The sequence below is a fragment of the Micromonospora sp. NPDC002389 genome (genome assembly GCF_040296095.1).
Lineage (GTDB): Bacteria > Actinomycetota > Actinomycetes > Mycobacteriales > Micromonosporaceae > Micromonospora.
The window spans coordinates 48,901-70,852 of sequence record NZ_JBEOWP010000008.1; the positions used below are offsets into that span (position 1 = coordinate 48,901).

Genomic DNA, 21,952 nt, shown 5'->3' on the forward strand with positions numbered 1-21,952 from the left:
GACGCTCGGCTCCATGACGACCCCGATGGATGCGGCGCCGCCGCGCCGTGCGGCGGGACGGCGAGAGTGGTGCGGGCTCGCGGTGCTCGCCCTGCCGGCCCTGCTCGCCTCGCTGGAACTGACCGTGACGCACCTGGCGTTACCGACGATCGGCCGGGACCTCTCGGCCGACAGCACCGAACTGCTGTGGATCGTCGACGTCTACGCCTTCCTGCTCGCCGGTTCCCTGATCACCATGGGAGTGTGGGGCGACCGCATCGGACGACGCCGCATGCTGCTGCTCGGCGCCGCCGGCTACGGCGTCGCCTCGGTGGCCGCGGCGTACGCCCCCACCGTGGAACTGCTGATCGTCGCCCGGGCGTTGATGGGGGTCGCCGGCTCGACGCTGATGCCGGCCATCCTCTCCCTGGTGACGGTCATGTTCGTCGACGCACGGCAGCGGGCGGTGGCGATCGGGGTGGTGATCGCCAGCGTCTCCGGCGGTACGGCGGTCGGGCCGCTGGTCGGCGGGTGGCTGCTGGAACGGTACTGGTGGGGCTCGGTGTTCCTGCTCGGCGTACCGGTGATGCTGGTGCTGCTGGTGGTGGGGCCGACACTGCTGCCCGAGCGACGTGCCGCCACCGGCCGACTCGACCTGGTCAGCGCGCTGCTGTCGCTCGGCGCGGTGCTGCCGGTGGTGTACGGGCTCAAACGGATCGCCGCCGACGGCGTGCACCCGACGTCGCTGCTGGCGGTCGCGGTGGGCCTGGTCGCCGCCGTGCTGTTCGTCCGGCGGCAGCGCGGCCGACCCGACCCGTTCCTGGACCTCGGGCTCTTCGCCGACCGCCGACTCACCGTCGCCGCCGCCACCCTGGCGCTCGGCATCTTCGTCCTGTGGGGATCCAACCTCGCCATCGCGCAGTACCTGCAACTGGTGCAGGGGCTGTCCCCGCTGGCGGCGGGCATGTGGACCGCGCCCTCGGCGATCGGCGTGATCGTCGGGTCCACGCTGGCCCCACGGATCGCCCGCCGGGTCGACCCGGCCACCGTCACCGCGACCGGTCTGGCGCTCGCCACGATCGGCTACGGTCTGCTCACCCAGGTCGAGGTCGGCGGACTGGCGGTCCTGGTGACCGGGGCGGTCGTCGTCTCCGCCGGACTGGGGCCGATGATGGCGCTCGCCACCGACATGGTCGTCGGGGCGGCACCGCCGCAGCGGGCCGGAGCGGCGGCGGCGATCTCCGCCACGGCGCCGCAACTCGGCGGTGCCTTCGGCATCGCGCTGCTCGGCAGCCTGATCACCGCGGTCTACCGGCACGACATGGCCACGGCGGTCCCCGCCGAGGCCGGTCCGGAGGCGACGACCGCCGCGCGGGACAACCTCACCGCCGCCCTGGCCGCCAGCGACCGCCTGCCCGCCGAGGTCGGTGAGCGGCTCCTCGCCGCCGCCCGGGAGTCGTTCGTGCACGGGTTCCGGCTGGCCGCCGTGGCCAGCGCCGTGCTGATGGCGGGTACGGCGCTGCTGGTCGCCGTCACGCTGCGGCGGCGCGCCGAACGACGCCGGCAGGCTTTCGTGTCCGCCGAGTGAAAGTCGACGCCGCAGTGCGCAGAAGTATCGACGGCTTGTGATATACGGGCTACGCTCCGAGCGAATCGTCGTCGATCCCGAGGGGTGGCCATGTCCCGTCGTACCGGAAGGCCCTCCTACCTGGCGACCCCGCCGGCCTCGGCAGCGCGGACCTCCGGTTGGTCGATCCTCGGTGCCGTCACGGCAGTGCTGGTGGTGGCCCTGGTGGGCGGGCTGGTCGGGTTCACCCTGGGACGGCCGGACGACACAGACTCGCGGATCGCCGAGATGCGCGCGGCGGAGGTCGAACGGGACGCGCGCCAGATCGTCGAACTGACCGACCTGGCGCGCCGGACCGGCCAACAGATGGCCCCGATCCTGGTCGCCGTGCGGGAGAACGGAGAGTCCGGCCGGGCTCCCGAAGCGGCGCAGCTCGACCAGTGGCGGCAGACCATGCGCCAACTCACCGAGCAGTACGCCGACCCGCCCTCGGGCACCACCGCCACCAACGTCGCCCGGGGCGGCCTGCGCAGCGCGGTGGCCCAGGCCACCGTCGCGGTCGACTTGGTGGCCCTGGCGGCGTCCGCCCCCGACGCCCTGCGGCCCGCCCACCTGGCGCTGGCCGCCCGTCAGGCCACCCTCGCCGCCACCACCTGGTCGGTGGCCGCGACCCAACTCGACCAGATCAACATCGACGCCGGCAACGGCCACCAGCACGTGCACCTGGACGCCGGTGAGGCCGACGGCGCCCTCACGCCCGACGGCGCCGCAGAGGGCACCGGCGGCTGACGGGCTGTGCGCCCGCCGCCGCGAGGACTACCGTTGCGGGCGGCGACAGGCCGCAGACCGGGGGTGGACGAGGACATGGGTGCCGGCACGCTTCTCGCGGTCAGCGACCTGCACGTGGGCTACGCCGAGAACCGGCAGATCGCGGCGGAGCTGCGACCGCGCTCCGACCAGGACTGGCTCCTCGTCGCCGGGGACGTCGGCGACGCGTACGCCGATGTGGAGTGGACGCTGCGGACACTCACCGAGCGCTTCCACACGGTGGTCTGGGCACCGGGCAACCACGAACTGTGGACCCCCCGGCACGACCCGGTGGACCTGCGCGGCGAGCAGCGGTACCACCACCTCGTCGAGCTGTGCCGCACGCTCGGCGTGCACACCCCGGAGGACGAGTACCCGGTCTGGCGAGGCGCCGGCGGGCCGGTGGTCGTCGCCCCGCTCTTCGTCGGCTACGACTACTCGTTCCGGGCGCCCGGCACCGCCACCAAGGAGGAGTCGCTGGCACGGGCGTACGCCACCGGGATCGTCTGCACCGACGAGTTCATGCTGCACCCGGATCCGCACCCGAGCCGCGACGCGTGGTGCCGGGCGCGGGTGGCGTACACCCGGCAGCGGCTGGACGCCTGCGACCCGAGCCTGCCGACCGTCCTGGTCAACCACTATCCGCTGGTCCGCGAGCCGACCGACGTGCTGCGCCACCCGGAGTTCGCCCAATGGTGCGGTACGGAGCTGACCGCCGACTGGCACGTCCGCTACCGGGCGGCGGCGGTGGTCTACGGTCACCTGCACATCCCCCGGACGACCTGGCACGACGAGGTGCCGTTCCAGGAGGTGTCGCTGGGCTACCCGCGCGAGTGGCAGCCACGGGGCGGTCGACCCGAGTTGCCGCGCACGGTGGTGTTCGGCGGCGCGCCCACGACCCGTACGCCGGAGGTCGGCAGCGGGCGTGCCGGCTGACCCTCAGCCCTCGGTCCACCCGTGCCGGGTGGCGATCCTGATCACCTGGTCCCGCAGCCGGACGATCTGACCTGCGGTGAGATCCGGGGCGGCCTGGATGAACGCCTCCGTCACCTCGGCGCGCAGCGCTGCGGCGGAGAGCACGTCACAGGTGGCGTCCTCGTCGTACTCCTCGGTGTCGGCGGTCGCGACCGGGGCGGCGACGGGACGACGCTCCGACGCGACGACCCGCACGTCGTAGCCCTTGAGGCCCCGCTCGCCCTCCTTGATCTGGAACTCCACCCGGGTGCCCGGTGTGATGGCCTGCTTGCCCTCCATCAGGTCGTTGGCGTGGACGAAGACGTCCTCGCCGCCCTCCTCCGGGGCGATGAAGCCGTACCCCTTCACCTCGTCGAACCGCACCACGCGCCCTACCGCCACAACACTTTCCCTCCGCTGAACCGCCACCCGCCGTCGTACCCCGCGCCCCGCCCCCGTGCCGGCCCGCCGCCGCTCACCGGCGGCGGTGGAGCGGAAGCCCTCGGTGAGTGCAGCCTACGTCCGGTGGCCGGTCCGGACCATCGTCCGGGCCGGGGTCCACACCGTCCACTCAGTGCGCGTCCCAGCGGGCGAGATCGCGCAGCCACACCTGCGCCGAACTGTCCGACGGCGCCCGCCAGTCGCCGCGCGGGGACAGCGAACCACCGGCGACGACCTTCGGGCCGTTCGGCATCGCCGAGCGCTTGAACTGGGCGAAGCCGAAGAACCGGCGGCAGAAGACCTCCAGCCAGCGGCGGATCTCCGGCAGGTCGTAGCCGACCCGCTTGTGCTCGGGGAAGTGGGGCGGCCAACTCCCCGCCGCCGGGTCGTGCCACGCGTGCCAGGCCAGGAAGGCGATCTTCGACGGCCGGAAGCCGTAGCGCAGCACATGAAAGAGGGTGAAGTCCTGCAACGCGTACGGGCCGATGGTGCTCTCGGTGGACTGGAGCTCCGCGCCCGGCACCAGTTCCGGGCTGATCTCGGTGTCCAGCACCGCGCGCAGCGTCTCGCCCACCTCCTCGTCGAACTGGCCGCTGCCGATCACCCACCGGATCAGGTGCTGGATGAGGGTCTTCGGCAGGCCCGCGTTGACGTTGTAGTGGCTCATCTGGTCGCCGACGCCGTACGTGCACCAGCCCAGCGCCAGCTCGGACAGGTCGCCGGTGCCGAGCACGATGCCGCCGCGCTGGTTGGCGAGCCGGAACAGGTAGTCGGTGCGCAGCCCGGCCTGCACGTTCTCGAACGTCACGTCGTAGACCGGTTCGCCGGCACCGAACGGATGGCCGAGTTCCTGGAGCATCAGCCGCGCGGTGGCGGTGATGTCCAGTTCCGCCGCGGTGATCCCGAGCGAGCGCATCAGCTTGTGGGCGTTGTCCCGGGTGTGCGCGCTGGTCGCGAAGCCCGGCATGGTGAACCCGAGGATGTCGCTGCGCGGGCGGCCCGCCCGGTCCATCGCCCGCGCGGCGACGATCAACGCATGGGTCGAGTCCAGACCGCCGGAGACCCCGATGACGACCTTCGGGTCGCCGGTCGCCGCCAGCCGCTGGTGCAGGCCGGCGACCTGGATGTGGTACGCCTCGTAGCAGTCCTGCGCCAGGCGCGTCGCGTCGGACGGCACGAACGGGTACCGCTCGACCCGCCGCCGCAGCCCCAGGTCCCGGGTCGGCGGCTCCAGCCGGAACCGCACCTCGCGGAAGCCGCCGGTGCGTTCCGCGTGCGCCCGCCGGTTGTCGTCGAAGGTGCCCATCCGGAGCCGTTCCTGCCGCAGCAGGTCCAGGTCGACGTCGGCCACCGCGTGCCGCTCGTCGGCCGGGAACCGGTCGGTCTCGGCGAGCAGGACGCCGTTCTCGTAGATCATCGTCTGGCCGTCCCAGGACAGGTCCGTGGTGGACTCGCCCAGACCCGCCGCCGCGTAGACGTACGCGGCCAGGCAACGGGCCGACGCCGACCGGCACAGCAGCCGACGGTCCTCGGCCCGACCCACCGTGATCGGGCTGCCGGAGAGGTTGACCAGGACGGTCGCGCCGGCCAACGCCGCCTCGGCGCTCGGCGGCACCGGCACCCACAGGTCCTCGCAGACCTCGGCGTAGAGCACCAGGCCGGGCACGTCCTCGGCGGTGAACAGCAGGTCCACCCCGAACGGCACCTCGGTGCCGCCGAGCCGGATCGTCCCGCCGCGCTCGTCGACCCCCGCGCCGATCTGCCGGGCCTCGTAGAACTCCCGGTAGTTCGGGACGTACGACTTCGGCGCCACGCCCAGCACCCGACCCCGGTGCACCAGCACCGCGCAGTTGTAGACCCGGCCCCGGTGCCGCAGCGGCGCGCCGACGACGAGCACCGGCAGCAGCTCCGCCGACTCCGCCACCAGGTGCGCCAGCGCCGTCTCCACCTCGTCCAGCACCGCGTCCTGGAGCAGGAGGTCCTCGATCGAGTAGCCGCACAGGCCCAGTTCCGGGAAGACCGCCACGGCCACCCCCTCGGCGGCGCACCGGCGGGCCTGCCGCAGGACGGCCTCGGCGTTGGCGGTGGGCTCGGCGATACGCGTACGCCCGGTGCAGGCCGCGACCCGGACGAACCCGTGCTGGTAGACGGAGCGGAAGTTCACCGCCCCATCATCGCCGAACCCGTCCCGGCCCCGGCCGGCACCCGACCGGGGCGCGCCATCGACACCGCCGGGTGAGCGACCGGTTCCACCCGGTCACCACCCGTTCGCCTGATTGCACCCGCCGGGTCCGATCCTCATGATCGGACCGGCCGGGCCGCCGACACCGGGGTCCGTCGCGTTCGCGCCGGTCACCGCAGATCGCGGCGCGCAGGTGCGGAGGGGCGGGGAATGGGCAGTGGCGTCGTGGCGAGTCTCGTCGGCGGGCTGCTCTGCCTGCTGGTGGCCGCCGTGCTCGGGTGGGCGATGATCGCCTACAACCGTCTGGTCCGCCGCCGCAACCAGGTGCAGGCCTCCTGGGCCCAGATCGACGTGCAGCTCAGCCGCCGGCACGACCTGATCCCCAACCTCGTCGAGACGGTCAAGGGGTACGCGGCACACGAGCGCGACGCGTTGACGGCGGTGTCCGCCGCCCGCAGCGGTGCGCTGGCCGCCGCCACCACGCCCGGAGTCACCGGTCGGGCCGGTGCCGAGATCGTGCTGACCGAGGCGGTCGGTCGGCTGCTCGCGCTCGCCGAGGGGTACCCGGACCTGCGGGCCGACCAGAACTTCGCGGCGTTGCAGGCCGAACTGGCCCGCACCGAGGACCGGATCGCCTACGCCCGGCAGTTCTACAACAGCGCGGTGCAGACGTACAACACCACCGTGCAGTCCGTGCCCACGAACCTGATCGCCGGTGCGGCCGGCTTCCGCACGCGGGACTACTTCGAGGCCGGGCCGGGCGAGCGTGGTGCCGTCGGAGTCGGCTTCCCGGGCGGCGGCACGTGATGGACCCCCGTCTTCTGCTCGACCTGGCGGTGGGCCTGGGCGCCCTCGCCGGATGGCTGCTGCTCTACGGTGTCGTTCGGTGGGTCACCCGGCCCGCCACCGTGTCGCCCGCGCCGGCCACCCCGGATCTCGGCGCCGAACCGCCCGCCGTGGTCAACCTGCTGGTCAACCGCTGGTCGCTGACCGAGGACGCCGCCGAGGCGACCCTGCTCGACCTCGCCGCCCGAGGTTTCCTGGAGATCCGCCAACCCGGTGACGACCCGAGGCAGAGCACCGTCCACCTGCCGGCGGGTGCGCCGGACGAGGCCGGACTGCGCCCGTACGAGCGTCTGGTGCTCGACCGGGTCCGCGCACTGGCGGTGGACGGCGTCCTGCCGCTGACCGCGCTGACCTCTCGCGACGAGGCCCGAGCCCGGGCGTGGAACAGGCGACTGCACGGGCAGGTGATCGCCGACGCCCGAGCCGCTGGCCTGTCCCGGCGGCGCTTCGGTCCGCGCGTGACCAGTCTGCTGGTCGGCGCGGCGGTGACCGCCGCCGTGGTGGTCTGCCTGGCGACGCTGCACCACGCGAACTGGAACCAACTGGAGGGCGTCCACGCGTTCGTCGCCGGGATCGCCGCGTTCGTCCTGCTCTCGACGGTCGCCGGGAAGTCGCCCGGTGAACGCGACACGGTGCTCGGTCGCCAGGTGGCGGCGCACTGGCTCGGTGTCCGGGACTGGCTGCGCGGGCACGAGCAGTTCGACGAACTGCCGCCGGCCGCAGTGGCGATCTGGGACCGCTACCTGGGCTACGGTGCCGCCGTCGGGGCCACCCGCCTGGCCAGCGCGGTGCTCGACCTCGGCCTGGGCGACCGCACCTCGGTCTGGTCGTCGTACGGCGGCCGGTGGCACCGGATACGCGTCCGCTACCCCCGGCTGCTGCCCCGCTACGGCCGGTCGGTGCCGCGTCTGCTGGCCAGCGGCGCGATCGGCATCGCCGTCGGCGCCTTCCTGCTCGACGCCTTCGGCCCCACGTTCGACCTCACCCTGTCCACGGCGAACCAGGCCGCACGGATCTTCGACCTGGTGCGCAACGGCGTCACCGTGGTGGTGGTCCTGGTGCTGCTCTCCGGCCTGCACACCGTGGTCCGCACCCTGGTGGACCTGGCCACCGAGCGCACCGTCACCGGCGAGGTGCTCTGGATCGAGGTGTGGCGCAGCGCCGCCCAGGGCGAGAACCGCCCGCCCCGACCCTGGCTGCACTACCTGGCCGTGGACGACGGCACCGCCGACCGCACCACCGCGTGGGGACTGCCCAGCGAGTGGGCGACCCGCTGCCACGACGGCGACGTGGTGACCCTGCGGGTGCGGCCCTGGTCCCGGCGGGTGGTCGCGCTGTCCGTGGTCGGGCACGGCCGCTCCCGGCACACCACGGGCACGACCGTGCCCGACGCCGTCGAGTCGCCCGGGCCGGGCAGCGGTTCAGCCGGTGGTGGAACCGGGCCGGTCGCGCCGACGCCCCCGCCGACCGCCACGCCGTGACGCCGGCCGGTGGTCCGTGTCGGACCGGCCGCCGGATTGCGCACCGTTCCCGGTCCGGGCCGCCGCCTCCTGGGTGAGCATGGTCGCCCGCCTGGCGAGCTCGTCCACCCGTTCGCGCAACCGCCGCACGGTGACATCGCCCCCACCGGCGTCGGAGAGCTCGCCGAGCAGCCGGGTGTAGTCGCTGACCAGCCGCGCGTACCCCCGGCCGGTGCTGCGGGCGGAGAGCTTGCCGTACCGCTGGTCGAGGTCGACGATCTGCTGCGCCAGCCCGGCCGCCGCGGCACTGAGCGCGCTGCGCTCGTCGGCCTGCTCGTCGCGTCGGCGTCGCCGCTGGGACGCCAGCCGCCCGGCCCGCCGCCCGGCGAACCAGAGCGCCGTGGCACCGGCGACCACGCCGCCGATCGCCGCGCCGGCCAGCAGGTACCGGGGTAGTGACGGGCTGATCGTCCGAGCCCCGTCGGGGACGGTGCCGGCGCGCACCAGCAGGTCGTAGTTGACCACGACGACCTTGAGAGCCTCCACCGGTTGGTCCACGAACGAGTCGACGCCCCGGCTGATGACCGTCTCCGCGACCATCGCCCGGCCGAAGTCCTTGCTGTCCCGCTGCGGGATGCGCGAGCAGCCGTAGGTGTCCCAGTCGTCGCCGTCGCGGCTCATCGCCAGCACCAGCGTCCCCTTCGCGGCCTGCCGGGTCTGGCCGCAGGCGTCCCGCAGGTCGTCGCCGGGCGCCATCAACAGCACCACCAGCCGGCGGTTGCCGATGACCCGCTCGGCGGCGGGCCGGTCCAGGTCCACCCCGGGGGCGACGTACATCGACGAGGCGCGGACCTCGCGGGCGATCGGGCCGTCCAGGATCCCGCCCGACCACAGCGCCCACCCGGCCAGCACCAGGCAGGCCAGCACCGCCCAGCCGAAGGTGGTGCCGACCAGGGCGGCGAGGCCGCGCCGCAGCGTGGCGATCACGACAGCCTCCCCTGCAGGTAGAGGTCGGGGCGGTAACCGGGGATGCCGGTCAGCCGGGCGGTCTCGTCCAGCTCCGCCGTCGCGTCGTCGAGCAACTTCCGGACGTGCCGGTCCGGGAGTCCCTCGTCGAGCGCCCGGCGGGCCGCTTCGAGCCTGCCGATGCCCCGGGTCAACGCGGGGTTGCTGCGCGCGTCGGTGAGCAGCGACGCCTCGACCGCGAGCGCGGTGAGCCCGGTCAGCCGGGCCCGGACGCCACCGCGTTGCGGATCACCCGGGCGGGTGCCGGAGCGGCGCAGCGACCGGATCGACAACACCAGGAAGCCCGCCACGCAGGCCGCGAAGATCCAGGGCAGGGCGGGCAGCGCCACCCGCAGCGGATCCAGCGGCCGGTAGGGCAGCGGGCGGTCGAACAGGCCCGCATAGCGGATGTCGGTCACCCGGCCCAGGTAGACACCGAGCACGTTCTGCTGCGGGTAGTCGTAGCGGCTGAGCCGGTCGCCGAAGTGGGCGTAGAAGCTCGTCGCGGCCAGCTCGGCGAAGTCCGCCGCGCCCGGACCGTGGTACTCGATCCAACTGCCGTACATCACCACCAGCGGCTGGTCCGGGAAGAGCCGGTGCAGCGCCGGACCGTACGCCGGAAGCGTCTCGCCGTACGGCTGGGCGGGTAGGGCGACGTACCACGCGCCGTCGGGGAAGGCGGTGCGCGCGTCCTGCGGCACCTGGCGCAGCGTGGAGCCCTCGGCGATGTGCAGCCCGTCGGCGCGCAGGTCGGCGGTGATCGTGTCGAGCTCCGTCCGACTCGGGTCGCGCCAGCGCAGCGTGTCCTCACCGGCGGGGCGCGGCACCTTGCGCAGCGCGGTGATCAGCGTGACCAACTGGCCGGTGACGTCACCGGTGGCGAACTGGGCCCGCCAACCGGGCAGAGTGTCCGGGGTGGCCTGGAACATGCCGCCGCTGACCTGGGTGCCGATCACCCGGACGGTGGCGCTCCTGACCTCCCGTACCCGCTTGCGTTCCTCCTCGTCCAGGCCGGGCGGTGCGACCAGGATGCGGGTGTCGTCGTCGCCGATCGCCTCCCGCACCCGCTGCTCGTCCCACCGGGCGACGGCGCCCGGCAGGCGGACCACCGGGTCGGCGTCGACCAGGGCGGTCATCTCCTCGGTGGACGGCACGGTCGCGTCGCTCAGCTCACCGGCGGAGCCCTCCTCGACCTGCTTCGACACCGCCGGTGACTGGCCGTAGCTGACGTCGATGCTCTGCTGCTGGGCGAGCAGGAAGACCGCCAGCACGACCACCGCGACGGCGAGCAGCGCCCAGCGCAGCGGTTCGGTGCGTCGGATGCCCCGGGGCGCGGTCACCGCTGCGCCTGCCACAGCTCGTCGGCGCGGCGGGCGAGGTCGGCCGCGGCGCGGGCGGCCGTGACGCCGCCGTGGTCGGCGGCGAGCAGCTCGGCCCGGGTCAGCAGGCCGTCCGCCTCGGGTACGCGGGCGCTCGTCGCGTCACGGCTGACCGTGGCGCTGTCGATCGCGGCCCGCGCGGTCGACCAGGCCACCAGGCGGTCCTGCCGGCGCGTACGCAGGCGTGGTAGCAGGGTGGTGAGGACTCCGGCACCCAGCAGCAGCACGCCGCCGGAGATCCAGGTGAGCAGGGATGGTGACATGTGCTCCCGCCATCCGAGGGGGGTCGGTACGGCTACCTGTCTAGCGCACCGGTGCCAGCTCGTCGCAGGCCACCCCTGGTGCCGGGTGGTCCGGCCGGGCCCGCTAGGGGTGCCGGCCGGACCGCTGCGGTCAGCGGGAGTAGTACTCGACGACCAGTTGCTCGTCGCAGCGCACCGGCACCTCGGCCCGCTGCGGCAACCGGATCAGCCGTGCGGTCAACCCGGCCAGGTCGACGTCGAGATAGGGGGCGGTCCGTTCCGGGGCGTGCGCACCGGCGGCGGCCACCACGAACGGCGTCTTGGCGCGGCTGCCCTCGCGGACCGCGATCACGTCGTCGGGACGCAACCGCGCGGAGGGGCGGTCCACCCGCCGTCCGTTGACATTGACGTGGCCGTGGGTGACGGCCTGACGGGCCTGGTAGATGGTGCGGGCCAGACCGGCGCGCAGGACCAGGGCGTCCAGCCGCGTCTCCAGGTCGACGACCAGTTCCTCGCCGGTCTTGCCCGGACGGCCCACGGCGCGTTCGAAGGCCAGCCGGAGCTGCTTCTCCCGCAGGTCGTACTGCGCCTTGAGGCGCTGCTTCTCGAGCAGCCGGACCTTGTAGTCGCTCTCCTTCGTCCGCGCCCGACCGTGCACACCGGGTGGGTAGGGCCGGCGCTCGAAGTACCGCACGCACTTCGGGGTGAGCGGGATGCCGAGGCGGCGGGAGCGCTTGATCTTCGGGCGGGACTGGTTCATCATCACCTCTCTAGTAAGGTAAGGCTAACCTAATGGGAGGTGGGGCATTGAGCAAGGCACCCCTGGCGGCGACCACCGCCACACCGGCCGAGCGACTGCGTACGCTGCTCGCCGCTGCGGACTCGCTGCGCCTGCGGACCACCCGCCACCGCGCGGACCTGATCGGACGGCACGCGTTCGACGCCGACGGGCTGCTCCGGGTGGCGCTGCCCGCCCGCGCCGAACTGGCCCGACACCTGCTCGACACGGGCGAGGTGCCGGCCCTGGTCGAGATCACCGACCTGGCGCCGCTCCCGGCCCGTCACCGGGTCCGTGCCCGCGCCACGCTCACCGGCTGGCTCACCCTGGACGACCTCGACGGCGGCGACGTCACCGCCTTCCTCGCGCTCGCCACCGCCGACCTCGTCGACGCCGACGGCGAGGCCACGGTGGACCCGGACGACCTGGCCGCCGCCGATCCCGACCCGCTCGCCCCGTACGAGGCCGAGCTGCTGCGCCACCTGTACGCCGCGCACCCCGAGGCGCTCGGTGGGCTGATCCGCCTGGTGCCGGCCGACCGGCGGGACGGTGCCGGCCGGGTCCACCCGCTGCGGCTGGACCGGCACGGGATCGTGCTGCGCCTGGAGGTACCCGAGGGGCACCGCGACGTCCGACTCGCCTTCGCCGCGCCGCTCACCGGGCCGGACGACGTCGGCGCGGGGCTGGCCGGCCTGCTCGGCGTCGAGCCCGGCTGCCCCACCTGCGTCCACCCGCACCCGTGACCCCACCCCGGCCGCCCGCCCGAACGGAGCCCGCCCATGCAACCGAGTAGCGCCGAGATCGCCCGTACGCTGGCCAGCAGCGCGACGCTCGCCACCGTGACGGCGTACCGCGGACCGACCGTGACCGACGTGCGGCACGGTGCCGCCGACGACGGCCGCATCCTGCTGCTGTGCCGCCGGGACGAGCCGCTTGCCGGCATCACCGGCTCGGTGCTCGTGCACGTCGCGGACGTACCGCCGCTGCCCTTCTCGCCGACCTGGGGTCGGTTGCGGGTCGGCGGCCGAGCCGCCCCGCTGGCCGGGGCCGCCGCCCGCGCCGCCGCCGACGCGGTGGCGGCCACTCTGCCCGATCCGGACCTGCTGGACATCGGTACGGACACGGTGATCGTGGAGGTGGTGCCCAAGCGCGTCACGCTCACCGGCCGAGACCGGGACCTGCCGGTACGCCTCGCCGACTACCGGGCCGCCGCACCCGACCCGATCTCCGCGATGGAGCGACCGCTCCTGGTCGACCTGGTCGACCACCACGGCGCGCAGTTCTATCCCTTCCTGCGGCGGCAGTTGGTCGCCGCCGGTGTCGACCTGCCCGCCGACTGTCTGCCGTGCCCGCTACGGCTGGACCGGTACGGGCTGCTGGTGTCGACACCCACCCCCAGCGGCGGGACCGCCTGCTACCGGCTCTGCTTCACCCCGCCGCTGACCGGGCATCAGGACCTGGTGAAACGGTGGCACGCAGCGCTGTTCCACCCGTGCGACCGGCACTGAGCCCTACCGTTTCGTCGCCGACGCCAACAGGTTGAGTCGGGCAGGGCATAACTTTTGCTATCTGAATAAAAAGATGACGGGCTATTGAACGAAGCCCTGCCGTCGCAACGATGACCTGATGCGTCGACTCCCAGCGGCTCCCCGACGCGCGGTCTCGGGCCTCCTCGCGCTCGTCCTCGCCTCGGCCGCCGTCCTCCTCGCGTCCACTCCACCGGCCGCCGCCCACGGCACCCTGGCGGTGTCCACACCGGCGGACGGCGCCACCGTCGACACCGCACTGACCACGGTGGAGCTGTACTTCACCGAGCAGGTCCGGGACGACGCGTACTTCACCGTCACCGCGCCCGGCGGCGCCCGGGTCGACAACGGCTGGACGCACGGGACACCCAAGCCGCTGGACCGCCCGGTCCGCGAGTACTTCCTGGTCGACGGCGTCTTCGAGCCACGCGAGTACGCCACCGGCTTCCCGGCGGTGCTGACCCTCGCACACCTGCCCGCGACCGGCCGCTACTCGGTCAGCTACCTCTCCGTGGCCTCCGACGGCGAGACCGTACGCGGCACCATGAGCTTCCGCTACACCGGACCGGTCACCGACGCACCGGCCGGATGGCAGCCGCCCACGGACCAGCCCGCCCCGGCACTGCTCGCCGCAGCGCAGCAACACGAGACGTCCGGTTCCGGCGCGACACCCGCCGCCTCACCCGAGGCGGCCCCCGCACCGGCAATGACCGGGCCTTCCTCCTCCTCCGACGGCGGGGACGGCGCCGGATGGTTCGCCTGGCTCACCGGCGCGGTGGCGATCGGGGCGGCGCTCGCGGCCCTGCTCGTCCTGCGCCGCCGCCCCACCACCGGCGTCTCCGCCGGTCGGTCCCGCCCCACCCGCCCCCGGGGTGACACCCGCCGGACCGGCACCGGACGTCGACCCGACGCGTCCGCCGTCCGGGCGACGACTGCGAAGAAGTCACGGGTAACGCCGGTCGTCGACCCACCGGACGACTCGGAACCGGTCCGCACCGGCCCGGAGAACCGACGCGGCGACACCCGGCTGGTGCTACTGGTGGGTGGGTTGGTGGTGGCCCTGCTGGCCGGGTTCGGGCTGGGCCGCCTCGGCACCGACGAGCCACGGACCACCAGCACGGGCGGCCAGCAGGCAGCCACCGCCGGTTCACCGGTCGCCGGAGCGGTGGCGGGCGACGGAGCGATGGCCGGCGACGGACACCAGCACCCACCGGGCACCGGACCGCACACCCACCCGGGCGACGGCACCGGCCAGGCGACCGGCACCCAGGTCAGCGTGGGTGGCTACACCCTGCAGCCGGTGCTGCGTACGCAGCAGGCCGGCAAGGCCCTCGACTACCGGTTCCGGATCGTCGGCCCCGACGGGCAGCCCGCCACCCGGTTCGCGGTGGTGCACGAGAAGCCGCTGCACCTGATCGTGGTCGGCAACGACCTCGGCGGCTACCGACACCTGCACCCGACGATGGCGTCGGACGGCACCTGGAGCGTCCCGCTGACCGTGGCGAAGGCCGGCGACTACCGCGTCTACGCCGACTTCTCCGTCACCACCACCGACGGTCGACAACTGCCGTTGGTGCTCGGCGTGGACCACCACGTGCCCGGGGCGTACACCCCGGCGGGGCTGCCGCCGCCGCAGCGGGAGACGACCACCGGGCCGTACGCGGTCGCGCTGGAGGGCACGCCCACGGTGGGCGTGACCACGCCGCTGACACTGCGGGTCAACCGCACCGGTGGCACCGAGCCTGCCCGACTGGAACGCTACCTGGGCGCGTACGGGCACCTGGTGCTGATCCGGGAGGGGGACCTCGGTCTCGTGCACGTCCACCCCGAGCAGGAGCTGGTCGACGGCGCGGTGACGTTCTGGCTGACCCCGCCCAGCCCTGGCCGGTACCGGGCCTTCTTCGACTTCCAGGTCGACGGCGAGGTGCACACCGCGGCGTACACGGTCACCGTGGAATGACGGTGCCGGCCAAAGGACCCTACGAGGTGGCGTGCCGTCTGCGGAGCAGGACCGGTGTTGCCGCGAGCGTGACGGCGATCGCGCCGAGGCCCGCGAGGAGGAGGCTGGTCGCGCCGCCGAGGACCACCACGGCCGGTCCACCCAGCGCGGTGCCGGAGAGGTTGGCGCCGTTGAGGAGCGCCGAGGCGCAGGCGAAGGCGCGACCACGTACCTCGGCGGGTACCTCGGCGTGGATGAGGTTCCGGACGGCCAGGTTCTGCAGGGCGTTGGCGACACCGGTGCACACGAAGCCGACGAGGGCCACGGCGAGGACGGGGAGCACGGCGACGACGGTCAGCGCCACACCCATGAGGAGCCCGGCTCCCGCGAGCACGCGCGGCTGGGCGGCCACCGGCACGCGGGGCGCGAGAAGGACCGACGCGGCCACCATGCCCACGGCGTGGGCGGTGAGCAGCAGCCCGTAGCCGACGTCGGTGGTGCCGACGTCCTCGCGGGCGAAGAACACCCGGGCGGTGCTCATGGTGGCGGTGAAGAGGACCGCAGCGGCCAGCGTGGAGATGGCGGCGGCCAGCAGACGGTTGCGGCCCAGCACGGTGACACCCTCGCGGACCTGCTGCGACCAGCGTGGACGAGCGCCGGACACCGGCTCGCGGCGCACCACGACGACGGTGACGACCATCGCCATCAGCACGAACGACACCGCGTCGACCAGCAGCGCGCCCCGACTGCCGAACGCGACCACGAGTATCCCGGCCAGGGCCGGTCCCAGGACGTTCCCGACCGACCGGAAGGCTTCCAAGCGTCCGTAGCCGTGCGCGACCCGTTCCTCGCCGACGACTGCGGGCACCAGGAGCAACAGTGCCGGCGAGACGACGGCGAGACCGGCCCCCAGCGCGGCCACGAGCAGCAGCGTGACGCCGACGTGATCGGTGAGTGCCACGACCACCACCACGGCGGCCTGCACCAGGGCGACCGCCGTGACCAGACGGCGGCTCTCGACCCGATCGATCATGGGCGCGGCCAACGGGCCGATCACCACGATCGGCAGCACTCCCGCCACCACGAGTGCGGAGATCAGGACCGCCGAAGCGCCCTGCTCGTAGAACCGCAACGTCAAGGCCACCAGCGCGACCTGGTCACCCATCGAGGAGATCGCATAGGCCACGGCGACTGCGGTCAGCGCGGAACCGCCGCGAATCGACATCTGGCGATCCTGGCACGTCGTGGGCGGGCGTACCGCTTCACCACCCCGGCTTCGACGGCTCCCAGGGCTCGTCCTGAAGCCGCTCGCGGTGGATCTGCGTCCGGTGGAAACCGATCGGGCTCCGGATACGTCGGATCGGCATGAAGATTCATCGAAGCGGGCGGCTGGCGGTCCTTCCCCTGCTGTTGCTGACCTCGGCGGCCTGCGGCCAGCAGGGGGCAGGCGGCGCGGGCGACGCCGGTTCTCCCGAGCGCTCCTACTCGGCGGACTCCGTGGTGTTCCGGATGGACTACGTCGGCGGGTTCGTCACGCCGGCCATGCTGGCCACCCGCCTGCCCGCAATCAGCGTCTACGGCGACGGGCGGGTAATCACCGAAGGGCCGACGACGCTGCAGTATCCCGGCCCGGCGATGCCCAACCTCCAGGTCCGCACGATCAGCGCCGACGAGGTCGAGAAGTTGGTGGCGCAGGCCCGGGCGGCCGGTGTCGGCGGAGTTTCCGATCTCGGTACCCCGCCGGTCGCGGACGCCGCCTCGACCCGGTTCACCCTGCTGGGTGACAAGGGCGTCGAGGAGTCCGAGGTCTACGCGCTCGGCGAGGCCAGCGGCACCCACAGCGGCCTGAGCGCCGAGCAGCAGTCGGCCCGGGACAAACTGCGGGCCTTCGCCGAGTCGTTGACCGACCCGTCGGGCCCGCTCGGCGACACCCTGGGCGACACCACCGCGTACGCGCCGACCGCCGTCGCGGCCGTCGCCGAGCCGTGGGTGGCCGACAGCGAGGCCGGTGAGCAGCCCGAGGTGACCTGGCCGGGGCCGGCGCTGCCCGGCACCGACCTCAGCAAGGACCTGGGGCTGGGCTGCGTGACGGTCACCGGTGACGAGGTGCGCACGCTGGTCGGTGCCGCCGCGAGCGCCAACGCGGCGACGCCGTGGACCTCCGACGGCAAGCAGTGGCGGGTCACCCTGCGGCCGCTGCTGCCCGACGAGTCGGACTGCGGCGACCTCGCGAACAAGCGCTGAATCCCGACCGGGCGGCCGGTCACCCGACCCGGCCGCCCGGCGCACGGACCACTCGGTAGGCTGCCGCGCGATGAACAGCCCGACTCGCATCCTGGTGTACGGGGTGCACGGCTCCGGCAAGTCCACCCTCGCGCAGCAGTTGGCCGACCGGCTCGGACTGCCCTGGCACCCGGTCGACGACCTGCTCTGGGAACCCGGTTGGGTGGAGGTGCCGGTCGCGGTGCAGCGCAGCCGGATCGAGGCGATCTGCCGCCGGGAGCGGTGGATCCTCGACGGGGCCTACCACGGCTGGCGGGACGTACCGCTGGCCCGGGCCGACCTGGTGATCGGCCTCGACTATCCGCGCGGACTCTCCTTCCGGCGGCTGCTGCGCCGCACGATGGACCGGCTGAAGACGGGGGAGGAGATCTGCAACGGCAACCGCGAGTCGCTGGGCAGCGTGCTCTCCTCGGAGTCCGTGCTGGTCTGGCACCTCACCGGGTACGCCCGCGAACGCGCCCGGATGCGCGCCTGGCAGCGTGACCCGGCCGGGCCGCCGGTGCTGCTGTTCGACACCCCGCAGGCGCTGGAGAGCTGGCTCGCCGCCCTGCCACCCGCCGCCCTGCCGCCCCGCCCGACCGGCGCACCGCCCCGCTGACCCGCCCGCCGCTCTACCGCACCGGCCTTACCGACCCGCCCCGGCTCAGAGTCCCTGGCGGCGGGCCACGCTGATGGCCTGGGCCCGGTCGGCGACCTGGAGCTTGGCGAAGATGTTGGAGACGTGGTTGCGGACCGTCTTCGTGCTCAGGCCCAGCCGGGTCGCGATCTGCGGGTTGGTCAGGTGCGCGGCGATGAGCGTCAGGATCTCCCGCTCCCGCGAGGTGAGTTCGGGGAACGCCGGTTCGGCGCGGTCCAACCCGGCGAAGTAGCCCATCAGGCGGGTGGCGATGGCCGGGCCGAAGATCGCCTCGCCGTCGGCCACCACCCGTACCGAGCGGATGATCTCCAGTCGACGGGCGCCCTTGAGCACGTAGCCACGGGCACCGGCCCGCAGCGCGGCGAAGACCGAATCGTCGTCGTCGGCCATGGACAGGATCAGCACCCGGACGTGCGGGCTCATCCGGACCATCCGCTCGGTGGCCGCGATGCCGCCCATCCCCGGCATGGTCAGGTCGAGCAGCACCACGTCGGGTTGCAGCCGGGCGAGCACGGCCAGCGCCTCCTCGCCGCTGGCCGCCTCGCCGCACACCTCGATGTCGGGACTGGTGGCGAGCAGCGCGCGCAACCCGGCCCGGAACGGCGCGTGGTCGTCAACCAGCAGGGTCCGGATCTGGTCCATCGGTCTCCTCCGTGCCGGTGAGCAGGGTAGCGGCCACCAGCGTGCCGGCGCCCGGTGTCGAGGTGACGACGCAGGAGCCGCCGAGTTCCTCGGCCCGTTCCCGCATCGAGTGCATGCCCACGCCGTCCGGCCGGTCGGGCCGGCGGCCCTGGCCGTCGTCGTGGACCTGAAGGCACAGCCGCCCGCCGGACACCCGCAGCCGCACCTGCACCTGGCTGGCCCGGGCGTGTCGGCGGGCGTTGTTCAGCGCCTCCACCGCGATGCGGTAGGCGGCTACCTCGGCCGCCGCGGAGAGCTCCGGCAGCACCGGCGGGGCGTCGAAGACCACCCGGGGCCCGTCGTCCGGCCAGCCGGCGATGTGCGACCGCAGCGCCGCGATGACGTCCATGGTGTCCAGCGCCGGTGGTCGTAGCCCGTTGACCAGCCGCCGGACGTCGGCGACGGCGGTCTGCGCGTCCACCACGATCTCCTCCAGCAGCCGCTGGGTCTGCGGACCCGGGCCGAGTTCCTGGGCCGCCTCGGCGCGCATGGTCAACCCGGCCAGCGTCGGCCCGAGGCCGTCGTGCAGGTCGCGACGCAGCCGCCGCCGTTCCTCCTCGCGGGCGAGCACCAACTGCTCGCGGGAGCGTTGCAGGTCGGCGGCGAGCGACTGGGCCCGGTCCAGGGCACCGACCGCCTGCACCGCGACACCGATGTGCCGGGCCAGGTCGCGTAGCAGCCGCAGTTCCCACGCGCCGAGCGTGGTCTCCCCGATCCGGGGGCCGAGCAGCAGGTGACCGACGGTGTCGTTGGCGGCCAGCGGCAGCCGCACCGGGTCCGGTGGCGGGACACCCAGCCGGTACGACCGGCCGTCGACCGTCTCGATCTCCACGTAGGACAGCTCCAGCGCCTCGCGGACCGTCGCGGTGCTGGTGGCGAGTACGGCGGCGGCGTCCTGGGTCTGGTCCAGCCGCTGCCCCAGCCGGGCCAGCACCGCGTACGGGTCGTCGCGTTCGCCGTACACCAGCAGGTTGACGCGGCGTTGCAGCCAGCCGCGCAGCGGCGCCAGGATCAGCGCGGCCACGGCCGCCGCGACGAACGAGACCGGCAGACTCGCCGAGGCGTCGAAGCCGGCCCCGAGCAGACCGACGACCAGCACGTACGCGCCGCCGACCGCCACCGACAGGGCGACGAACACGGCGGTCCGGCTGATCAGCAGGTCGATGTCGATGAGCCGGTGCCGCAGGACGGCGATACCGACGGCCACCATGATCAACGCACCGCTCAGGCCGCCGGCCAGGTCCCAGAACAGGTTGCCGTGCGGCCAGATGTTCGGATGGGCGTCGGTCAGACCGGCGACGAGCCGGGCGACCACCACACCGACCGCGAGCGCGACCGCATACCCGAGCCACTTGACCTGCTGGCGGCGGACGCCCTCGGCCCGGCGGGCCTGCCACACCATGGCGCAGCCGGCGGCCACGAAGATGATCGCGCTGGCCAGGGTGGCCGTGACGGCGGTCAGGTCGGCGATCGGCTGCCAACCCGGTACGCCGAGCGGGTTGACCGCGCCGACCGGGGTGATCTGTTCGTTGGCGCCGGGTCGCAGCGCCCCGGTGAGCATGGCGACCGCGCCGAGGAGCACCACCGTCCACACCGCCGGCCGCCACCGGGGCGAGAGCAACCGGCCGTCGGGGAAGAACACCGGGATCAGTGCCACGGCCGCGTTGCCGGGCACCCAGAGCCAGTTCTGCGGCCAGGCCAGCGCCTCGGCGAACGGCACCCGGCCGGGCGTCACCACCAGCCCGTACGCGGCGTACTGGCCGCACGCCTCCTGGAGCGAGAAACAGAATCCGCTGGTCAGGGCGAGCCAGCCGATCGGGTTGTCCGGACGGTGGGCGGCGATCGCCGCGCCGACGACCGCGCACGACGTCACCAGCAGCAGGTGCGACATGTCGCCCACCGAGCCGCCGTTGAGCACCGCCAGACCCACCGCGACGGCGGCCAGTTGCAGCGACGCGCCGCAGAGCGACCACGCGGCGCGGCGCGCCCAGGCGGGGCGCGGCCCGCGTACGGCTCGCCTCCGGTCGGCGCCCGCGACCGGCGCGACGGCGGTGTTCTCGGTGGTCATGGCGTCGCCGAGACTAGACCGTGGGTCCGGGTCGGCGGATCGGGCGACCGGTCCGGCACCGTCGTCGCCACGGTGGGCCGGTGCCCGCGCGTGGCCCCGCCGGTGCCGGACCGGGACCCCCGCACGGTCAGGGCCGCCCGCCCGGGCGCGGGCGCAACGCCAACGCCACCCCGGCGACGACCAGCCAGATCCCGCCGGGCACCAGCGAGATGTACTGCACCGGCGCGAGCTGCGTGGCCGCGATCAGCACGGCGATCACCGCGCTGAAGACCGCGAACCAGCGACTCACCGAGCCGTGCCGGAGTCCGCCGACCGCGACCGCGGCGGCGGTCAGCCCGATCCCGCCCCAGAGCCAGGCCATGGTGGCGTAGATGGTGAGCTGCGGTGCGATCACGTCCGGGTCGTACTCCGCCGCCGCGTTCAGCGAGAAGAACAGCTCGGTGGAGATCCCGCCGCCGATCAGCAGTCCGACCAGCACCAGACCGACCCCACCGGCGGCGAGCGCGGGCACCAGGCTGCCGGCCGGCTCCTGCGCCCCGAGGTACCGCCGCAGCCCGGCCGCGAAGACCGCCAGGCAGACGATGGCGACCACGGTCACCACCTGGTGCGCCCAGACGTACCCGGCGCGGTCGGCCAGGGCGGCGACGTAGCCGGCGTTGTCGGCGCGGTACTGCTCGGCGGGGGCGGTCAGGCCCGCGGTGGTGAAGATGCCGACCAGGCCGACCAGGCCGCCGAGGGCGCCGGTCAGGGCCCAGGCGCGCGGCGGGCGTACGGGTGCCGGCGGGGGACCGCTCGGCGGGTTCTCCGACAACGTGGCGGGATGCATGGTGGTCTCCTTCTCGGCCGTCTACTACGTCATCCCGCACACTGCCGCCGAGCCGACCCGGTCCGCATGGGTCACCTCGGCCCACCGACTGGGACGTTCCCGACCGGTCCGGGACGGCCGTCCCGGGCAGCCGGGACGTCCGGCCGTCCCGACGCCGTACCCGGCACCGGTCATGCCGGCGCGCCCAACCTCGGATCGACAGTCCCTGGCAGCCACCGTCCTACGTGGCGAGGCTGGGAGGAGCACCGGACCGGTCGACCGAACCCGGTCTCCGGTGTGTCCCGCCCGACACCTGATCAAGGGGACTCGATGGATTCAACGGATACCGCCGGCAGCGACCGAACGGGTGTGT

20 protein-coding genes are annotated in these 21,952 nt (G+C 73.8%); 10 read left to right on the top strand and 10 right to left on the bottom strand.

Annotation, left to right across the window (positions count from 1 at the left end; all coding sequences use genetic code 11):
- The first annotated feature begins 13 nt into the window (after positions 1-13).
- The 3 genes from ABT008_RS16905 to ABT008_RS16915 all read left to right on the top strand — a co-directional run bounded on the left by ABT008_RS16905 (position 14) and on the right by ABT008_RS16915 (position 3,289).
- On the top strand, positions 14-1,567 hold the full coding sequence (locus ABT008_RS16905) for an MFS transporter (RefSeq protein WP_350697154.1): 1,554 nt from the start codon (positions 14-16) through the stop codon (positions 1,565-1,567).
- A 90-nt stretch (positions 1,568-1,657) separates the two neighbouring features.
- The gene (locus ABT008_RS16910) at positions 1,658-2,335 is read left to right on the top strand and encodes a hypothetical protein (RefSeq protein ID WP_350697155.1); all 678 of its coding nucleotides are present in this window, start codon (positions 1,658-1,660) and stop codon (positions 2,333-2,335) included.
- Between the two features lie 75 nt (positions 2,336-2,410).
- On the top strand, positions 2,411-3,289 hold the full coding sequence (locus ABT008_RS16915) for a metallophosphoesterase family protein (RefSeq protein ID WP_350697387.1): 879 nt from the start codon (positions 2,411-2,413) through the stop codon (positions 3,287-3,289).
- A gap of 3 nt (positions 3,290-3,292) precedes the next feature.
- On the opposite strand, the gene ABT008_RS16920 is transcribed toward ABT008_RS16915, so the two are convergent.
- On the bottom strand, positions 3,293-3,709 hold the full coding sequence (locus ABT008_RS16920; protein WP_350697156.1) for a cold-shock protein: 417 nt from the start codon (positions 3,707-3,709) through the stop codon (positions 3,293-3,295).
- 169 nt (positions 3,710-3,878) lie between these two features.
- Positions 3,879-5,912: an NAD(+) synthase gene (locus tag ABT008_RS16925; RefSeq protein ID WP_350697157.1), complete on the bottom strand. Its 2,034-nt coding sequence runs from the start codon at positions 5,910-5,912 to the stop codon at positions 3,879-3,881.
- A 228-nt stretch (positions 5,913-6,140) separates the two neighbouring features.
- On the opposite strand from ABT008_RS16925, the gene ABT008_RS16930 reads away from it, so the two are divergent.
- Both ABT008_RS16930 and ABT008_RS16935 read left to right on the top strand, forming a co-directional pair.
- Positions 6,141-6,737 carry a LemA family protein gene (locus ABT008_RS16930; RefSeq protein ID WP_350697158.1) on the top strand — a complete coding sequence of 199 codons (597 nt, stop codon included), beginning with the start codon at positions 6,141-6,143 and terminating at the stop codon, positions 6,735-6,737.
- A complete protein-coding gene (locus tag ABT008_RS16935; protein WP_350697159.1) occupies positions 6,737-8,257 on the top strand; it encodes a DUF2207 family protein in 1,521 nt (506 codons plus the stop codon). Before ABT008_RS16930 ends, ABT008_RS16935 begins: the two co-directional genes overlap by 1 nt.
- On the opposite strand, the gene ABT008_RS16940 is transcribed toward ABT008_RS16935, so the two are convergent.
- The 4 genes from ABT008_RS16940 to rpsD all read right to left on the bottom strand — a co-directional run bounded on the left by ABT008_RS16940 (position 8,198) and on the right by rpsD (position 11,622).
- A complete protein-coding gene (locus ABT008_RS16940; RefSeq protein ID WP_350697160.1) occupies positions 8,198-9,223 on the bottom strand; it encodes a hypothetical protein in 1,026 nt (341 codons plus the stop codon). The two genes, ABT008_RS16935 and ABT008_RS16940, sit on opposite strands and share 60 nt — an antisense overlap.
- Complete coding sequence (locus ABT008_RS16945; protein ID WP_350697161.1) at positions 9,220-10,581, bottom strand: hypothetical protein; 1,362 nt, start codon at positions 10,579-10,581, stop codon at positions 9,220-9,222. Before ABT008_RS16945 ends, ABT008_RS16940 begins: the two co-directional genes overlap by 4 nt.
- A complete protein-coding gene (locus tag ABT008_RS16950; RefSeq protein WP_350697162.1) occupies positions 10,578-10,883 on the bottom strand; it encodes a DUF6403 family protein in 306 nt (101 codons plus the stop codon). The genes ABT008_RS16945 and ABT008_RS16950 overlap by 4 nt, the downstream gene beginning before the upstream one ends.
- A 130-nt stretch (positions 10,884-11,013) precedes the next feature.
- Positions 11,014-11,622, bottom strand: a complete 609-nt coding sequence (gene rpsD, locus ABT008_RS16955; protein ID WP_350697163.1) for a 30S ribosomal protein S4 — start codon at positions 11,620-11,622, stop codon at positions 11,014-11,016.
- A gap of 32 nt (positions 11,623-11,654) precedes the next feature.
- On the opposite strand from rpsD, the gene ABT008_RS16960 reads away from it, so the two are divergent.
- The 3 genes from ABT008_RS16960 (at position 11,655) to ABT008_RS16970 (ending at position 15,126) form a co-directional block, all read left to right on the top strand.
- Positions 11,655-12,383: a DUF2470 domain-containing protein gene (locus tag ABT008_RS16960; protein WP_502890442.1), complete on the top strand. Its 729-nt coding sequence runs from the start codon at positions 11,655-11,657 to the stop codon at positions 12,381-12,383.
- Positions 12,384-12,419: 36 nt separating this feature from the next.
- Positions 12,420-13,148: a hypothetical protein gene (locus ABT008_RS16965; RefSeq protein ID WP_350697165.1), complete on the top strand. Its 729-nt coding sequence runs from the start codon at positions 12,420-12,422 to the stop codon at positions 13,146-13,148.
- Between the two features lie 118 nt (positions 13,149-13,266).
- A complete protein-coding gene (locus ABT008_RS16970; protein ID WP_350697166.1) occupies positions 13,267-15,126 on the top strand; it encodes a copper resistance CopC family protein in 1,860 nt (619 codons plus the stop codon).
- Positions 15,127-15,145: 19 nt separating this feature from the next.
- Here the strand turns inward: ABT008_RS16970 and ABT008_RS16975 are convergent, their stop codons facing one another.
- Positions 15,146-16,330 (bottom strand): MFS transporter, encoded by a 1,185-nt coding sequence (locus ABT008_RS16975; protein WP_350697167.1) that lies wholly within the window; start codon positions 16,328-16,330, stop codon positions 15,146-15,148.
- A 140-nt stretch (positions 16,331-16,470) separates the two neighbouring features.
- Between ABT008_RS16975 and ABT008_RS16980 the strand changes: the two genes are divergently transcribed.
- Positions 16,471-17,349 carry a hypothetical protein gene (locus ABT008_RS16980; RefSeq protein WP_350697168.1) on the top strand — a complete coding sequence of 293 codons (879 nt, stop codon included), beginning with the start codon at positions 16,471-16,473 and terminating at the stop codon, positions 17,347-17,349.
- 70 nt (positions 17,350-17,419) lie between these two features.
- Positions 17,420-17,986, top strand: coding sequence for an AAA family ATPase (locus ABT008_RS16985; RefSeq protein WP_350697169.1), 567 nt, complete (start codon positions 17,420-17,422; stop codon positions 17,984-17,986).
- A 45-nt stretch (positions 17,987-18,031) separates the two neighbouring features.
- Here the strand turns inward: ABT008_RS16985 and ABT008_RS16990 are convergent, their stop codons facing one another.
- The 3 genes from ABT008_RS16990 to ABT008_RS17000 form a co-directional block, all read right to left on the bottom strand.
- Positions 18,032-18,667 (bottom strand): response regulator, encoded by a 636-nt coding sequence (locus ABT008_RS16990; RefSeq protein ID WP_350697170.1) that lies wholly within the window; start codon positions 18,665-18,667, stop codon positions 18,032-18,034.
- On the bottom strand, positions 18,639-20,774 hold the full coding sequence (locus ABT008_RS16995) for a sensor histidine kinase (protein WP_350697171.1): 2,136 nt from the start codon (positions 20,772-20,774) through the stop codon (positions 18,639-18,641). The genes ABT008_RS16990 and ABT008_RS16995 overlap by 29 nt, the downstream gene beginning before the upstream one ends.
- 127 nt (positions 20,775-20,901) lie before the next feature.
- Positions 20,902-21,600, bottom strand: coding sequence for a hypothetical protein (locus ABT008_RS17000; protein ID WP_350697172.1), 699 nt, complete (start codon positions 21,598-21,600; stop codon positions 20,902-20,904).
- Positions 21,601-21,952 lie beyond the last annotated feature (352 nt).

What these genes read in the sequence shown, in the direction of transcription:
- ABT008_RS16905 (WP_350697154.1), top strand. Translation starts at nt 14, where the DNA reads ATGACGACCCCGATGGATGCGGCGCCGCCGCGCCGTGCGGCGGGACGG.
- ABT008_RS16910 (WP_350697155.1), top strand. Translation starts at nt 1,658, where the DNA reads ATGTCCCGTCGTACCGGAAGGCCCTCCTACCTGGCGACCCCGCCGGCC.
- ABT008_RS16915 (WP_350697387.1), top strand. Translation starts at nt 2,411, where the DNA reads ATGGGTGCCGGCACGCTTCTCGCGGTCAGCGACCTGCACGTGGGCTAC.
- ABT008_RS16930 (WP_350697158.1), top strand. Translation starts at nt 6,141, where the DNA reads ATGGGCAGTGGCGTCGTGGCGAGTCTCGTCGGCGGGCTGCTCTGCCTG.
- ABT008_RS16935 (WP_350697159.1), top strand. Translation starts at nt 6,737, where the DNA reads ATGGACCCCCGTCTTCTGCTCGACCTGGCGGTGGGCCTGGGCGCCCTC.
- ABT008_RS16950 (WP_350697162.1), bottom strand. Translation starts at nt 10,883, where the DNA reads ATGTCACCATCCCTGCTCACCTGGATCTCCGGCGGCGTGCTGCTGCTG.
- rpsD (WP_350697163.1), bottom strand. Translation starts at nt 11,622, where the DNA reads ATGAACCAGTCCCGCCCGAAGATCAAGCGCTCCCGCCGCCTCGGCATC.
- ABT008_RS16960 (WP_502890442.1), top strand. Translation starts at nt 11,655, where the DNA reads ATGGGAGGTGGGGCATTGAGCAAGGCACCCCTGGCGGCGACCACCGCC.
- ABT008_RS16965 (WP_350697165.1), top strand. Translation starts at nt 12,420, where the DNA reads ATGCAACCGAGTAGCGCCGAGATCGCCCGTACGCTGGCCAGCAGCGCG.
- ABT008_RS16970 (WP_350697166.1), top strand. Translation starts at nt 13,267, where the DNA reads ATGCGTCGACTCCCAGCGGCTCCCCGACGCGCGGTCTCGGGCCTCCTC.
- ABT008_RS16975 (WP_350697167.1), bottom strand. Translation starts at nt 16,330, where the DNA reads ATGTCGATTCGCGGCGGTTCCGCGCTGACCGCAGTCGCCGTGGCCTAT.
- ABT008_RS16980 (WP_350697168.1), top strand. Translation starts at nt 16,471, where the DNA reads ATGAAGATTCATCGAAGCGGGCGGCTGGCGGTCCTTCCCCTGCTGTTG.
- ABT008_RS16985 (WP_350697169.1), top strand. Translation starts at nt 17,420, where the DNA reads ATGAACAGCCCGACTCGCATCCTGGTGTACGGGGTGCACGGCTCCGGC.
- ABT008_RS16990 (WP_350697170.1), bottom strand. Translation starts at nt 18,667, where the DNA reads ATGGACCAGATCCGGACCCTGCTGGTTGACGACCACGCGCCGTTCCGG.
- ABT008_RS16995 (WP_350697171.1), bottom strand. Translation starts at nt 20,774, where the DNA reads ATGACCACCGAGAACACCGCCGTCGCGCCGGTCGCGGGCGCCGACCGG.
- ABT008_RS17000 (WP_350697172.1), bottom strand. Translation starts at nt 21,600, where the DNA reads ATGCATCCCGCCACGTTGTCGGAGAACCCGCCGAGCGGTCCCCCGCCG.